General features: G+C 71.2%; 13 protein-coding genes. 1 reads left to right on the top strand and 12 read right to left on the bottom strand.

What is annotated here, in order from left to right:
* Window positions 1-50 precede the first annotated feature (50 nt).
* Window positions 51-1,502, bottom strand: a complete 1,452-nt coding sequence (locus DEJ29_RS07460; RefSeq protein ID WP_111095415.1) for a dipeptidase — start codon at window positions 1,500-1,502, stop codon at window positions 51-53.
* A gap of 52 nt (window positions 1,503-1,554) precedes the next feature.
* Between DEJ29_RS07460 and DEJ29_RS07455 the strand changes: the two genes are divergently transcribed.
* A complete protein-coding gene (locus DEJ29_RS07455) occupies window positions 1,555-2,130 on the top strand; it encodes a DUF3043 domain-containing protein (protein ID WP_111095414.1) in 576 nt (191 codons plus the stop codon).
* 226 nt (window positions 2,131-2,356) lie between these two features.
* On the opposite strand, the gene DEJ29_RS07450 is transcribed toward DEJ29_RS07455, so the two are convergent.
* From DEJ29_RS07450 to DEJ29_RS07400, 11 genes are all read right to left on the bottom strand, one after another.
* Window positions 2,357-3,433: a quinone-dependent dihydroorotate dehydrogenase gene (locus DEJ29_RS07450; protein WP_111095413.1), complete on the bottom strand. Its 1,077-nt coding sequence runs from the start codon at window positions 3,431-3,433 to the stop codon at window positions 2,357-2,359.
* A complete protein-coding gene (gene nrdR, locus DEJ29_RS07445; protein ID WP_111023127.1) occupies window positions 3,430-3,930 on the bottom strand; it encodes a transcriptional regulator NrdR in 501 nt (166 codons plus the stop codon). The genes DEJ29_RS07450 and nrdR overlap by 4 nt, the downstream gene beginning before the upstream one ends.
* A gap of 13 nt (window positions 3,931-3,943) precedes the next feature.
* Window positions 3,944-5,251, bottom strand: a complete 1,308-nt coding sequence (hisD, locus tag DEJ29_RS07440) for a histidinol dehydrogenase (protein ID WP_111095412.1) — start codon at window positions 5,249-5,251, stop codon at window positions 3,944-3,946.
* Entirely contained in the window at window positions 5,248-6,105 is an 858-nt protein-coding gene (locus tag DEJ29_RS07435; protein WP_111095411.1) for a hypothetical protein, read from the bottom strand. Before DEJ29_RS07435 ends, hisD begins: the two co-directional genes overlap by 4 nt.
* Before the next feature lie 11 nt (window positions 6,106-6,116).
* Window positions 6,117-9,596 carry a DNA polymerase III subunit alpha gene (gene dnaE / locus DEJ29_RS07430; RefSeq protein ID WP_502866893.1) on the bottom strand — a complete coding sequence of 1,160 codons (3,480 nt, stop codon included), beginning with the start codon at window positions 9,594-9,596 and terminating at the stop codon, window positions 6,117-6,119.
* A gap of 955 nt (window positions 9,597-10,551) precedes the next feature.
* Window positions 10,552-11,481, bottom strand: a complete 930-nt coding sequence (locus DEJ29_RS07425; protein WP_111095409.1) for an RluA family pseudouridine synthase — start codon at window positions 11,479-11,481, stop codon at window positions 10,552-10,554.
* Complete coding sequence (gene lspA, locus DEJ29_RS07420) at window positions 11,478-12,164, bottom strand: signal peptidase II (RefSeq protein ID WP_258375979.1); 687 nt, start codon at window positions 12,162-12,164, stop codon at window positions 11,478-11,480. The genes DEJ29_RS07425 and lspA overlap by 4 nt, the downstream gene beginning before the upstream one ends.
* A 2-nt stretch (window positions 12,165-12,166) precedes the next feature.
* Window positions 12,167-12,847 (bottom strand): DivIVA domain-containing protein, encoded by a 681-nt coding sequence (locus DEJ29_RS07415; protein WP_071405424.1) that lies wholly within the window; start codon window positions 12,845-12,847, stop codon window positions 12,167-12,169.
* A 185-nt stretch (window positions 12,848-13,032) separates the two neighbouring features.
* Window positions 13,033-13,329, bottom strand: coding sequence for a YggT family protein (locus tag DEJ29_RS07410; RefSeq protein ID WP_084741074.1), 297 nt, complete (start codon window positions 13,327-13,329; stop codon window positions 13,033-13,035).
* A gap of 68 nt (window positions 13,330-13,397) precedes the next feature.
* Window positions 13,398-13,982, bottom strand: a complete 585-nt coding sequence (locus DEJ29_RS07405) for a cell division protein SepF (protein WP_111095408.1) — start codon at window positions 13,980-13,982, stop codon at window positions 13,398-13,400.
* A gap of 41 nt (window positions 13,983-14,023) precedes the next feature.
* Entirely contained in the window at window positions 14,024-14,746 is a 723-nt protein-coding gene (locus DEJ29_RS07400) for a YggS family pyridoxal phosphate-dependent enzyme (protein ID WP_111095407.1), read from the bottom strand.
* Window positions 14,747-14,749 lie beyond the last annotated feature (3 nt).

The raw sequence follows: 14,749 nt of genomic DNA, 5'->3' as shown, positions 1-14,749 counted from the left end.
TCCCTCCGGGCGGTGCTGGTCACCGCGCCTGGCGTCGATTGTAAGCACCCTCAGCTGCGCGTCGCGAGCCTGGCGAGCAGGATCGTCTCCGACGCGATGGCACGGTGCAGGACGCCGAGGTGCTGCGACTCGTTCGGGCTGTGGGCGCGGGTGTCCGGGTCCTCGACGCCGGTGACCAGGATCTGCGCGTCCGGGAACTCCGCGGCGAGGTCGGACACGAACGGGATCGACCCACCGATGCCCTGCTCGACCGCCTCGGCGCCCCACCCCTCGCGCATGGCCGTGCGGGCCTCCTGGACGGCCCAGCCGGCGGTGTCGACGAGGAACCCGTCGCCGCTGTCCGGCTCGGTGATCTCCATCCGTGCGCCGAACGGGACGTGCTCGCGCAGGTGCCGCTCGACGGCAGCGGACGCCTGCCGGGCGTCCTGACCGGGGGCGACGCGGACCGATACCCGTGCCGAGACCGTGGGCAGGAGGGTGTTCGAGGCGTTCGCGACGCTCGGCACGTCCATGCCGGTCACCGTGATCGACGGCTGGAACCACATGCGGGACAGCACGGCGCCGGTGCCGATCGGGCGGACACCGGGCACGAGCGCGGCGTCGACGGCGAGTTCGTCCTCGGTGCGCTCCGGCACGTCGGCCTCGTACGAGGACAGCCCCTCGACGGCGACCGAGCCGTCGGCGTCGTGCAGCGAGGCGAGCAGCCGCACCATGGGGATCATCGCGTCCGGGGCTGCTCCCCCGAACATCCCGCTGTGGCTGGCGTGCTCGAGCGTGGTCAGGGTGAGCTTGAAGGTGACGTTGCCGCGCAGGGAGACCGTGATCGACGGGACCTCGGTGGACCAGTTGTCGCTGTCCGCCACGACGATGACGTCGGCGGCGAGGTGCTCCTTCTGCTCGCGCAGGAACGTGCGGAACGAGCGGGAGCCGAACTCCTCCTCACCCTCGACGAAGAGCACGATCCCGAGGTCGAGGTCGTCACCGAACTGGGCGTGCACCGCGCGGAGCGACGCGATGTGCGTCATCACGCCGGCCTTGTCGTCCGAGGCACCGCGGCCGTACAGGCGGTCACCGCGGAGGGTCGGCTCGAACGGCGGCGTCTCCCACAGGGCCTCGTCGCCCTGCGGCTGCACGTCGTGGTGGGCGTAGAGCATCACCGTCGGCTTGCCGTTCCGCGCCGGGCGCACCGCGAGCACCGCGGGCTGGCCGAGCTCGGCCTCCGCGTCGGCCTCGGCGACGTCGGCCGTCGAGCCGGACACCGCCGACCGCACGATCCGGACGTCGTCCGCCCCGAAGACCCCGGTCGACCGGGCGAGGTCCGCGACGGCCTCGGCACTCGCGCGCACGTTCGCCGGGTCGAAGGCCGACCAGGACACCGACGGCAGGCGCACCAGCGCGGACAGGTCGGCGATCGTCGTGGGCAGTGCCCCCTGCACGTGTTCGCGCAGGGCGTCGAGGAGCGCGGGGTCGGTCGCGGGGCTGTGCTGTTCGCTGTCGCTCATGCCCGGTAATCTAGAGGAGATCCCGCACGCACACCGCCGTTAGGAACGCACCGTGGCGAAGGCAGCCCCCAAGACCAACACGACCGTCAACCCGACCGAGGCCGAGCTCCTCGAGCAGGGCAAGGGCCGCCCCACGCCGTCCCGCCGCGAGCGAGAGGCAGCGAACCGCCGCCCCCTCGTCGGCAACACGCCGGTCGACAAGAAGGCCGCCCGTGCCCGCCTCAACTCGGAGCGCGAGCGTGCACGGGTCGGCATGGCCAACGGCGAGGAGCGTTACCTGCCGGCGAAGGACCGCGGTGAGCAGCGACGCTTCGTCCGCGACTGGATCGACGCCCGCTGGAACGTCGGCGAGGTCATGATGCCCGTGCTCGTGCTGTTCCTCATCGTCGGGTTCGCGGCCGCGCAGACGGTCATCGCGTCCTACTCGCTCCTGCTCGTGTGGGCGTTCGTGGCGCTGTTCGTCATCGACTGCGTGGTGCTGTGGCTGTCGCTCCGCCGTAAGCTCACCAACAAGTTCGGCGAGCTCCAGCGCGGCACGTTCCTCTACATCCTCACGCGGGCGTGGCAGCTGCGCTTCCTGCGGCTGCCGAAGCCCCAGGTCCGGCGTGGGCAGTACCCCACGCTCTAGCCACACGCACACCACGAAGCGCCGCCCGGCCTGCCGGGCGGCGCTTCGTCGTTCCCGCTCCCCTGCTCCCCACTCCCCCGTTCGTGCTTCGTGAGCAGGAATGGTCGGGTGGGCGCGGCGCACCCGACCATTGCTGCTCACGAAGCGGCCGTGGGCGCGCCCACAGGACGGACTGGAGGCCCGTGGCGGTGTCGCCACGGGCCTCCAGTCCGTCAGGTGGTCGCGTCTACCGCGCGGCGCGACGCAGCCGCCGACGGCGCAGCCGGTTGATGCGCCCGGCCCAGGTCGGCCCCTCGTAGAGGAACGCCGTGTAGCCCTGCACGAGCGTCGCGCCGGCGTCGATGCGGTCCTGCACGTCCTGCTCGGTGGTCACACCACCGACGGCGATGACGCAGAAGTCGGCGGGCACCGCGGCGCGGACGCGACGCAGGACCTCGAGCGAGCGAGCGGCGACCGGCGCACCGGAGAGGCCCCCGGCACCCATCGCCTCGACGTCGGACGGATCGGCGGTCAGCCCGTCGCGGGAGATCGTCGTGTTGTTCGCGATCACCCCGGACAGCCCGAGCTCGACCGCGAGGCCCGCGATCGCGTCGATCTGCTCGTCGGTCAGGTCCGGTGCGATCTTGACGAGCACCGGCGTGCGACCGGCGGCGTCACGCACCGCGGACAGCAGCGGTCGGAGCTGGTCGAGTTCCTGCAGTCCGCGCAGACCGGGCGTGTTCGGCGAGCTGACGTTGACCGCCAGGTAGTCCGCGAACGTCGCGAGTCGACGGGTGGACTCGAGGTAGTCGTCGATGGCGTCCTCGACGGAGACGACCCGGCTCTTGCCGATGTTCACGCCGATGACGGGGCGACCGGGGTTGCGGCGGGCGCGCTCGAGGCGCCGGGCGGCCGCTGCGGCGCCGTGGTTGTTGAAGCCCATGCGGTTGATCAGGGCGCGGTCGCCGATCAGCCGGAACAGGCGCGGGCGCTCGTTGCCGGGCTGCGGCTTGGCGGTGATGGTGCCGACCTCGACGTGGCCGAAGCCGAGCAGGCCGAGACCGGCGATGCCGCGGGCGTCCTTGTCGAACCCGGCCGCGAGACCGAAGCGCGACGGGAAGTGGATGCCCATCGTGGTGATGCCGTCGGCCGCCGCGGGACGGCAGTACCGCTCGACGACGCCGCTCAGGAACGGCACGCGGGGCAGCCCCGCGATGACGGCGAAGGCCAGGTGGTGGGCACGTTCCGGGTCCATGTTCGCGAACACGGAGCGGAACACGACGCGGTAGCCGCCGCGCACGATGCGTTCGGCGATGCCGCTCACGCGCGCGTGCCGGACGGTGTGGACGACCCGGCGGCCGTGTCGGATGCCGCGTGGTGGTCGCGCCGGAGCTGGCCGATGGCGTCCTCGAAGTCCTCGAGCGAGTCGAACGCCTGGTAGACGCTCGCGAACCGCAGGTAGGCGACCTCGTCGAGCTCCCGCAGCGGCGCGAGGATCGCGAGGCCGATGTCGTTCGCGTCGATCTGGCTGGACCCGGAGGACCGCACGGTCTCCTCGACGCGCTGCGCGAGCACGGCCAGGTCGCCGTCGGTGACCGGACGGCCCTGGCAGGCCTTGCGCACGCCGGAGACGATCTTGTCGCGGCTGAACGGCTCGGTGACGCCGTTGCGCTTCACGACGTTGAGCGATGCGGTCTCGGTGGTCGAGAACCGTCGACCGCAGTTGGGGCACTGACGACGGCGGCGGATGGAGGTTCCGTCGTCGCTCGTCCGTGAGTCGACGACGCGGGAGTCCGGGTGGCGGCAGAAGGGGCAGAACATGTCGTGCCCCAGGCTATCGGTTCGTGCGCTCCGTCACGGCGGCCCCGTGCGCGGGGAGCTGCTCCTCGGTGGACAGCGCGACGATGTGCGGCGCCACCTCGGCCAGGGCCTGGGGCGTGTACCGGACGATCTGCTGGGGTCGCAGGAACGTCGACGCGGACAGTCCGGACCCGAAGCGGGCCTGGCCGCCGGTCGGCAGCACGTGGTTCGACCCGGCCAGGTAGTCCCCCAGGCTCACCGGCGTGCTGGGCCCGACGAACACCGCACCGGCGGCGTCGATGTCGGCCAGCACGGCGTCGTCGTCGGCCGTCTGGATCTCGAGGTGCTCCGGCCCGTACGCGTTGCTCACGATCGCCGCGTCGGTCAGTGAGTCCACCAGGACGATCGCGGACTGCGGCCCGTCCAGGGCGGCCTGGAGGCGCGCAGCCGTCCCGAGCACCGCCGTGCGTTCGGGGATGGCGGCTTCTACCGCGTCGGCGAACGCCGCGGACGTCGTCACCAGCACGCTGCCGGCCTGCTCGTCGTGCTCGGCCTGGCTGATGAGGTCGGCGGCCACGAATCCGGCGTCGGCGGTGTCGTCCGCGATCACGAGGATCTCGGTCGCCCCGGCCTCGGAGTCGATGCCCACCACCCCGCGCACCAGACGCTTGGCGGCGGCGACGTAGTTGTTCCCAGGCCCCGTGACCAGGTCGACCGGCTCGAGGTCGATCTCGGCGACGCCGTACGCCAGCGCGCCGACGGCTCCGGCGCCGCCCATCGCGTAGACCTCGTCGATGCCGAGCAGCCCCGCCGCGGCGAGGATCGTCGGGTGCACCGCGCCGCCGTGGTCGCGCTGCGGCGGCGACACGACGGCGATCGAGGGCACGCCCGCGACCTGGGCCGCGACGACGTTCATCACGACGCTGGACGGGTAGACGGCCTTGCCACCGGGCACGTAGAGCCCCACGCGGCGCATCGGCTGCCAGCGCTGGTGGACCTCGGCGCCGTCGGCCAGGGTGGTCACGGACGGGGCGGGGATCTGCGCGGCACTCGCGGCACGGACGCGGCGGATGGCCTCGTCGAGGGCTGCCCGGACCTCGGGCGTGAGCCCGGCCACGGCGGCGGTGATCTCGGCAGCGGGCACCCGGACGTTCGCGGGAGCCCCGCCGTCGAAGCGCTCGGCCTGGTCGTGCAGGGCAGCGGCCCCACGGTGTCGGACGTCCTCGATCAACTCGCGCGCGGCGTCGACCGCGTGCGACACGTCACCCGCGGCGCGGGGCATGAGTCGGAGGAGTTCGGCACGGGCGGGGAGGCCGCCGCGGAGGTCGATTCGCTGCATCATGAGGGGTCCAGCGTACCGGCGGCGTGCTGCACGACCGCGTCGACCACGGGCCGGTGGCGAGCCGTCTGGTCCGCGTCCCACGCGTCGAGCAGGTGAAGCGTGGCGATCCGGAACGCCAGCGCACGGACGAGCAGCTGCGGCCACTCGGGGACGCCGGTGCCGAGCACGCCGAGCCGACCGACGGCGACCCCGTGCCAGCACACGGCGTCGACCGCGGCGATCGCGGCACCGAGGCCCGCCGGGCGCCAGTACGGTGCCCAGTCGATCACCGTGGGCGGCTCCCCCGGCGTGAAGAGCACGTTGCCGAGCAGGTCGCCGTGGACGAGCTGCGACGGGGACGTCACCGGCCGGAACGTCGCGGCCAGGCGGTCCAGCGTCGGGTCGTCGGGCAGGGCTGTTCCGCCCCAGGCCATGCGGTCAGCCCGGCTCCAGGGCTCGTCGCGGTCGTCGAGGAAGTCCGGGCGTGGCAGATGGGCGATCGCCCGGTGGAACGCTGCGCCCGCGGCGATCACGTCGTCCACGCGCGTCGGGTCGGTCCGACCGTCGACCCACCCCCAGGCCTCCCAACCGTCGTCGCCGGTGCTGGCGCCGCTGCCGTCAGCGCGGGCGTCCACGACCCAGTCCCCGGACGCGGCGGCGACGGGGCACAGCGTCCGGAACCCGGCCGTGTGGACGAGCCGTGCCAGCGTGGCGGACCGCCACCGGGCCTCCAGGCGGTCACCGGACGGGCGGAGGACGACATCCCCGGCGCGCCACGTGCGTCCGCGCCCGCCGCCGAGGCGCTCGAGCGGCCGGTCGTGCACGCCGAACGCCCGCAGGACGTCCGGACCCGGCGAACCCGGCGGCCCGGCCATGGTCGGTGCCCCTACACCAGGCAGCGCGGTCCGAGCAGGCTCTTCAGCTCGCCGAACAGGTCGGGGGTCAGGTTCACCGGGAACGGCAGCTCGAAGGTGCGCGCGACGTCGTCCTTGAGCAGCTTCAACCGCACCTCGGTGTCACCCTGGTGGCGGCCGAGCACGGCGGCGAGTTCCGTCACCGTGGTCGTCGTGGCCTGGCGTTCCGGCAGCGACAGGGTGAGCGGGCCAGAGCCCATCGCGTCACCGACGTTCGGCTGGAACATGCTCACCGCGTGCAGGGCCTTGCCGTCGTCGCGGACGTTGACGCGGCCGCGCAGGACGACGATCGAGTCGGGCACCAGGGACGGGCCGAACTCCTGGTAGGTCTTGCCCAGGAACATCACGCCGATCTGGCCGCCGAAGTCCTCGATGTCGACGATGCCGTACGGGTTGCCGCTCGTCTTCGCCACCCGGTGCTGCACGCTCGTCAGCAGGCCGGCGACGGTCACCGTCTCGCCCTCGATCGAGTCGTCGGCGGTGAGCAGGTCGGCGATGGTGATCGACTGGTGCTTCGCGAGCTCGATCTCGAGCCCGGCGAGCGGGTGGTCGGACACGTAGAGCCCGAGCATGTCCCGCTCGAACGCCAGCTTGTCGCGCTTGGACCACTCCGGACGGTCCGGCACCTGGGACACCGCGGCACTCGGGGCGTCCTCGGCTGCCTCGGCGAAGAGCGAGTCGAAGTCGAACCCGACGTTGCCGTGGGCCTCGTCGCGCTTGACCTTCACCGCGCCCTCGACCGCGCCCTCGTGGATCTCCACCAGGGCTCGGCGGGTGTCACCGAACTCGTCGAAGGCACCGGCCTTGATGAGCGACTCGACCGTGCGCTTGTTCGCCGACGAGATCGGGATCTTGCGCAGGAAGTCGTGGAACGACTCGAAGGCGCCCTTCTCGGTCCGCGCCTTGACGATGTCGTCGACGACGTTGAACCCGACGTTGCGGATGGCACCCATGCCGAAGCGGATGTCGTCGCCGACTGCGGCGAAGAAGCCGATCGACTCGTTGACGTCCGGCGGCATCACCTTGATGCCCATGCGGCGGCACTCGTTCAGGTACAGGGCGAGCTTGTCGCGGGCGTCGCCGACGCTCGTCAGCAGCGCCGCCATGTACTCGGCCGGGTAGTGCGCCTTGAGGTACGCGGTCCAGAAGGACACCACACCGTAGGCCGCCGAGTGCGCCTTGTTGAACGCGTAGTCGGAGAAGGGCAGCAGGATGTCCCACAGCGTCTTGATCGCCGCGTCGGAGTACCCGTTGTCCTTCATGCCCTGCTGGAAGCCCGCGTACTGCTTGTCGAGCTCGGACTTCTTCTTCTTGCCCATCGCGCGGCGGAGGATGTCCGCCTGGCCGAGGGAGAACCCGGCGACCTTCTGCGCGATGGCCATGACCTGCTCCTGGTAGATGATCAGGCCGTAGGTCGTGCCGATGATGTCCTTGAGGGGCTCCTCGAGCTCCGGGTGGATCGGCGTGATCGGCTGTTCGCCGTTCTTGCGGAGCGCGTAGTTCGTGTGCGAGTTCGCGCCCATGGGCCCCGGTCGGTACAGGGCGATGAGCGCGGAGATGTCCTCGAAGTTGTCGGGCTTCATCAGCCGCAGCAGGCCACGCATCGGCCCACCGTCGAGCTGGAACACGCCGAGCGTGTCGCCGCGCTGCAGGAGCGCGTACGCCTCGGGGTCCTCGAGCCCCATGTTCTCGAGGTCGAGCTCGGTCCCACGGTTCGTCTTGATGTTGTCGAGGGCGTCACTGATGATCGTGAGGTTGCGGAGCCCCAGGAAGTCCATCTTGATCAGGCCGAGCGACTCCGCTGCCGGGTAGTCGAACTGCGTGACGATCTGGCCGTCCTGCTCCCGCTTCATGATCGGGATGATGTCGATGAGCGGGTCGCTCGACATGATGACGCCGGCCGCGTGCACGCCCCACTGGCGCTTCAGCCCCTCGAGCCCGAGCGCGGTGTCGAAGACGGTCTTCGCCTCGGGGTCGGTCTCGACCACGGTACGGACGTCGACGGCTTCCTTGTAGCGCGGGTGGTCCTTGTCGAAGATCCCGGTGAGCGGGATGTCCTTGCCCATCACGGGCGGCGGCATCGCCTTGGTGAGCTTCTCGCCCATGCCGAACGGGAACCCGAGGACGCGCGAGGAGTCCTTGAGCGCCTGCTTCGCCTTGATCGTGCCGTACGTGACGATCTGCGCCACGCGCTCCGACCCGTACTTCTCGGTGACGTACTTGATCGCCTCACCGCGGCGCCGGTCGTCGAAGTCGACGTCGAAGTCGGGCATCGAGACGCGGTCCGGGTTGAGGAACCGCTCGAAGATCAGGCCGTGCCGGATCGGGTCGAGGTCGGTGATGCGCATCGCGTACGCCACCATCGAGCCGGCGCCGGAGCCACGACCCGGACCGACGCGGATGCCGTTGTTCTTGGACCAGTTGATGAAGTCCGCGACCACCAGGAAGTAGCCCGGGAACCCCATCTGGTTGATGATGCCGACCTCGTAGTCGGCGCGGTCCTGCACCTCTTTCGAGATGCCGTCCGGGTACCGGTAGTCCAGCCCCTTCGCGACCTCTTTCTCGAACCAGGAGTGCTCGGTCTCGCCCTCGGGCACCGGGAACTTCGGCATGTAGTTGGCCGAGGTGTCGAACTCGACGTTGCAGCGCTCGGCGATGAGCAGCGTGTTGTCGCAGGCCTCGAGGTTGTCGCGGAAGACGTGCCGCATCTGCGCCGGGGTCTTCAGGTAGAACTCGTCGGCGTCGAACTTGAAGCGGTTCGGGTCGTTGAGGGTCGAGCCGGACTGCACACAGAGCAGTGCCGCGTGCGACTTGGCGTCGTGGGCGTGCGTGTAGTGCAGGTCGTTCGTGCCGACCAGCGGGATGTCGAGGTCCTTCGCCAGGCGCATCAGGTCGCTCATGATCCGGCGTTCGATCTCGAGGCCGTGGTCCATGACCTCGGCGAAGTAGTTCTCCTTGCCGAAGATGTCGCGGTAGTCGGCGGCGGCCTGCACCGCTTCGTCGTACTGGCCGAGACGCAGACGCGTCTGGATCTCCCCCGAGGGGCAGCCCGTCGTGGCGATGATGCCCTCGTGGTACTCCTGCAGGAGCTCGATGTCCATGCGGGGCTTGAAGTAGTAGCCCTCGAGCGACGCCTTGGACGACAACCGGAACAGGTTGTGCATGCCCGTGGTGTTCTCGGCGAACATCGTCATGTGCGTGTACGAGCCGGCGCCGGACACGTCGTCGCCCCCGCCGTCACCCCAGCGCACACGGGTCTTGTCCGAGCGGTGCGTGCGGGGCGTGATGTACGCCTCGGTCCCGATGATCGGTTTGACGCCACCGGCCTTGGCGGCCTTCCAGAACTCGAAGGCGCCGAACATGTTGCCGTGGTCGGTCACCGCCACGGCGGGCATCCCCTGCGCGGCGGTCTCCGCCACGAGGTCGGAGAGCCTGGCGGCACCGTCGAGCATCGAGTACTCGCTGTGCACGTGCAGGTGGACGAAGGAGTCGGAATCCGACACGGAACCTCCGGTTCGTACGGTGTGCTGCAGGGTGGGAACAGCCTAACCGCGGCCGCCCACATTCCCGCGCGCGTCGGGGCGGACTGGAGGCACGGGGCGGGGCCGCACCGCGCCTCCAGACCGGCAGCGGGTCGCGACGCGCGCGGGGCGCCACGCCGAGGGGGCAAGACACGCCGCACGCGCTCCGCCGCGGGCGCAGAAAGCGTCGCCTGGCGGCGCCGCAGCCGACAGTTCGCGACCCCTCGGCGCAACGGTCCGGGCGCGTCGGCCTGGAGGCGCGTGGCGGGGCCGCACCGCGCCTCCAGACCGGCAGCGGGTCGCGACGCGCGCGGGGCGCCACGCCGAGGGGGCAAGACACGCCGCACGCGCTCCGCCGCGGGCGCAGAAAGCGTCGCCTGGCGGCTCCGCAGCCGACAGTTCGTGCCCCCTCGGCGCAAGCGGCCGGGCGCGCCGGGACACGCGCGGGGCGCGCCGCCGAGCGGGCAGGACACGCCGCACGCCAGCCGCCGCGGGTGCGAAACGCGTCGCCTGACGGGCCCGCAGCCGACAGTTCGCGGCCCCTCGGCGCAACGGCCCGGGCACGGCGGACGGGAGGCGCGTGGCGGGGCCACACCGCGCCTCCAGACCGGCACCGGGTCGCGACACGCGCGGGGCGCCCCGCCGAGGGAGCAGGACACGCCGCAGGCAGGCCGCCGCGGGCGCAGAAAGCGTCGCCTGGCGGCGCCGCAGTCGACAGTTCGTGACCATTCAGCGCAAGCGCCCGGGCGCGGCGGTCTGGACCCGCGGGCCGTGCCGCCGAGCGGGCAGGACACGCCGCACACGGGCCGCCGCGGGCGCAGAAAGCGTCGCCTGGCGGCGCCGCAGCCGACAGTTCGTGACCACTCGGCGCAAGCGCCCGGGCACGTCAGAGCGACGCACTCCGGATCTGCTCCAGCGCTGCCTGCAGGTCGTCCGGGTACTGCGCCTCGAACGACACCCACTCGCCCGTGCGGGGGTGGTCGAAGCCCAGCCGGACGGCGTCGAGCCACTGGCGCGTCAGCCCGAGCTCGGCCGCCAGCACCGGGTCGGCGCCGTACATCGTGTCCCCGACGAGCGGGTGGCGTGTGGCAGCCATGTGCACCCGGATCTGGTGGGTGCGCCCGGTCTCCAGGTGCACCTCGAGCAGAGTTGCAGCGCGGAAGGCCTCGAGCGTCTCGTAGTGGGTGACGCTCGGCTTGCCCTCCGACGTGACCGCGAACTTCCAGTCGCTCGACGGGTGCCGGCCGATGGGGGCGTCGATCGTGCCCGAGGTCGGGTCGGGGTGGCCCTGCGCGAGTGCGTGGTAGACCTTCTCGACCGTGCGCTCCTTGAACGCCCGCTTCAGGTGCGTGTACGCCAGCTCGGTCTTCGCGACGACCATCAGGCCCGAGGTCCCGACGTCGAGGCGGTGCACGATCCCGGCGCGTTCGGCGGCACCCGACGTCGCGATCGTGAACCCGGCGGCGGCGAGGCCCCCGGGCACGGTCGGACCGTCCCACCCCGGCGAGGGGTGCGCGGCGACACCGACGGGCTTGTCCACGACGACGATGTCCTCGTCGTCGTGCACGATCGTCATGCCCGGAACGGCCGCCGGGACGATGCGCGGCGGCTCCTTCGGGGTCCACTCGACCTCGAGCCAGGAGTCCGCGTGCAGCCGGTCCGACTTGTCGACGGGCACACCGTCGACGCGGACGCCACCGGCGGCGACGACGTCGGCCGCGAACGACCGGCTGAAGCCGAGGAGCTTCGCGATGGCGGCGTCGACGCGCTCACCGGCGAGCCCGTCGGGCACGGGAAGAGAACGGGTTTCGCTCACGTGGCGTCGTGGCCCAGCGTGTCGCGACGGTCGCGGTCCTCCGGCCTGGAGGCGCGGGTCGGCTCGTCGAGAGCGGCATCGGCCGACGAGAACGCGGCCCCACCGTCGAGCGGCTCCGCCGCGTCGACCGGCTGCGCCACGTCGAGCTGAGCCTGTCGCTTGGCCGAGAGCGTGCGGGTGCCGTCGAGGTTCACGCCGAGGATCACCAGCAGCACGAAGACCACCATGCTGATGCAGATGAAGGAGTCGGCGACGTTGTAGATCGCCGGCATCATCCACGGCGTCGAGATGAAGTCGACGACGTGGCCACGACCGAAGCCGGGCTCACGGAAGAGCCGGTCGAGCAGGTTGCCCAGCGCGCCGCCGAGCAGCATGCCGAGCACGATGGCCCACCACATCGACCGGATGCGACGCGAGTACACGATGATCGCGACGACGACCGCGGCCGAGATGACCGAGAACACCCAGGTCATGTTCACCGCGAACGAGAACGCGGCCCCCGGGTTCCGGACGTACAGGAACTGCAACGCCCCGCCGAGGACCGGGACGGGAGTGCCGTAGGGCAGGTTCGCGACGACCAGCGTCTTGGCGACCTGGTCGAACGCCACCACCACGACAGCGGCGAAGGCCAGTGCCGCGATCGCGCGGACACTGACCTTCGCTCGTGATGCTGGTCGCGACAACGTCAGTTGCCGAAGCCCTGCGCCGAAGCCGGCGCCGGGGTGAGACCGGACTGCTCGCCCGAGGTGTCGAGCTCGGAGAGCTGACCCTGGATGTAGCTCTTGAGCTGCGCACGGTAGTCGCGCTCGAAGGTCCGGAGCTCGTCGATCTTGCCCTCGAGCTGGCGCTGCTCCTGCTCGAGCACCGCGACACGCTGACGATTCGTGTTCTCGGTGTCGGCGATGATCTGGCGCTGCTTCGCCTCGGCCTCGGAGACCAGGCGAGCCGCCTGGGCCGTGCCCTCGGCGATGAGCGCGTCGCGCTTCTCGATGCCCTCGCGGACGTGCTCCTCGTGGAGACGACGCGCCAGGGTCAGGAGGTTCGTGGTGCCCTCGGTGTCCTCGTCGGCGGGGACCGTCGTGGCCGGAGCCGCCGCGGCGACCGGAGCGGGCTCCGGTGCTGCCTCGACCGGGGCCGGGGTGGGCTCCGGCTCGGCTGCGGGAGCGGGCTGCTCGGCCTGCGCCGGCTGCGGGGCCGACTCGGCCGCCTGCAGGCGCTGGCGGAGCTCGTCGTTCTCCGCGGTCAGGCGACGGAGCTCGACCACGACCTCGTCGAGGAAGTCGTCGACCTCGTCCTGGTCGTAGCCCTCGCGGAACTTCGTCGGCTGGAACCGCTTGTTGACTACGTCTTCCGGCGTCAAAGCCATTGCCGTCACCTCAATAGAACTGCTGAACGTGTGGAACCGCGTGCGGTGCGACCGAATCTACCAGTCGTACCGTGCGGTGCGGATGCGCCACCGGAGCGGGCATCGATCCCGACCACCGTACACCGACGATGGGGCGGAACCGTGACCTGCGCCGGGCGTGGCGCGTGTCGCGGACGGGAGTCCGCTCAGATACCGCGTGCCAGAGCGGCGACCACGAACCGGGCGATGATGACGACGAGCATCACGATCGTCCAGCCGAAGTCGAGCGCCACCGGCCCGAGGCGGAGCGGCGGGAGGACCCGTCGCACCGCTCGGATGGGCGGATCCGTGACCGTGTAGACGAACTCGGACACCACGAGCATGCCCCCGCGCGGCCGCCAGGAACGGTTGAAGCTCTGCACGAGGTCGAGCGCGAAGCGCCCCCACATCACGAAGAAGTACAGGAGCAACGCGAGGGAGATGATCCCTAGGATCACGGACACGATGGGGCTCGCTCGTCTCGGGCGAGCGTCGTCGGACGACGCTCAGGGGCGGGTGTGCCGGGTACGGCTCAGGACTGGGCGAAGAAGTTCGCCTCGATGTCGGACTCTACCTCAGCGGGCTCACCGCTCACTGCGACGTGGGCCGGCGACAGGAGGAAGACCTTGTTCGTGACGCGCTCGATCTTGCCGAACAGGCCGAGCGACAGCCCGGAGGCGAAGTCGATCATGCGTCGGGCGTCACCCTCGGTCATCTGCGAGAGGTTGATGATGACGGGGATGCCGTCGCGGAAGCTCTCGGCGATGGACTGGGCGTCCTTGTACTCGCGCGGGTGGACGGTGAGGATCTCGTTCATTTCCTGGACCGGGGTCGCCTTCTGTGCGGTCGTGTGCGAGCGGCGGAGCGGAGTGACCTGGGCGCCGCGCTGGTGGGTGTGCGTCTTGGTGGGAGCCGGCGCCGCTGCGGGAGCGGCCGTCGGGGCTGCTGCCGCGGCGGGGGCTTCCTGCGGTTCGGCGGGCGCCGGAGCAGCCGCTGCAGCCTGGCGAGCAGGGGCTGCCTGCTGGCGCGCGGGCTCGGCCTGCTGCTCGTCCTCGTAGTCGAGTTCCTCATCGGCGAGGCCGAGGTAGACCATCGTCTTCTTCAGCGGGTTGGCCATGGTTCCTCCGGGGTTCGTGCTCGTGGTGCCCTGCAACGAGGCTAGGGTGCGGGCGGCCGGTTTCCGGTGATTGCGGTGCCGATCCGCAGGTGTGTCGCGCCCTCGTGGATCGCCTCTGCGTAGTCCCCGCTCATGCCGGCCGAGATGTCGGTGGCGCCGGGCTCGAGCGACACGACCCGTTCGGAGATCGAGCGGAGTCGGGCGAAGGCGGCTCGGGGCTCCTCGTCCAAGGGCGCGACCGCCATCACACCCCGCAGTCGGATGGTCCCGGTGGCCAGGACACGGGCCACCATCGCCTCGACGTCGTCCGGCTGCACCCCGCCACGCCCGGGGTCGTCGGTGAGGTTCACCTGGACGAAGCCGTCGATGACCGGCGGCTCCGGCTCGGCCTCGGTCGGGGCGAACGCGTCGACGACGGAGCCACGGTCGAGCGACTGCACGACGTGGGCGTACCGCCGGGCCTGCCGGGCCTTCTTCGACTGCAGCTGCCCGACGAAGTGCCAGGTCAGGCCGAGGTCCGCCAGTTCGGCGGCCTTCGCCTGCGCTTCCTGGTGGCGGTTCTCCCCCACGTCCGTCACGCCGAGTGCGGCGAGCTCGCGCACGAGCGACGCCGGGTGGTACTTCGTGACGACGACGAGCGTGAGCTCGTCGGGCGAACGCCCTGCGGCGCGCGCCGCGTCGGCGATGCCGCTCCGGACGGACGCAACGCGCGCCTCCAGTCCGTCGTCGTGAGACGAGGCCTGGAGGCGCGTGTCGGCTACCAAGGG

This window comes from Curtobacterium sp. MCPF17_021 (genome assembly GCF_003234605.2).
In the GTDB taxonomy this organism is placed as follows: Bacteria; Actinomycetota; Actinomycetes; order Actinomycetales; family Microbacteriaceae; genus Curtobacterium; species Curtobacterium flaccumfaciens.
The sequence above is the reverse complement of the archived record's forward strand: the minus strand, read 5'-3'. Positions and strand labels throughout refer to the sequence as shown.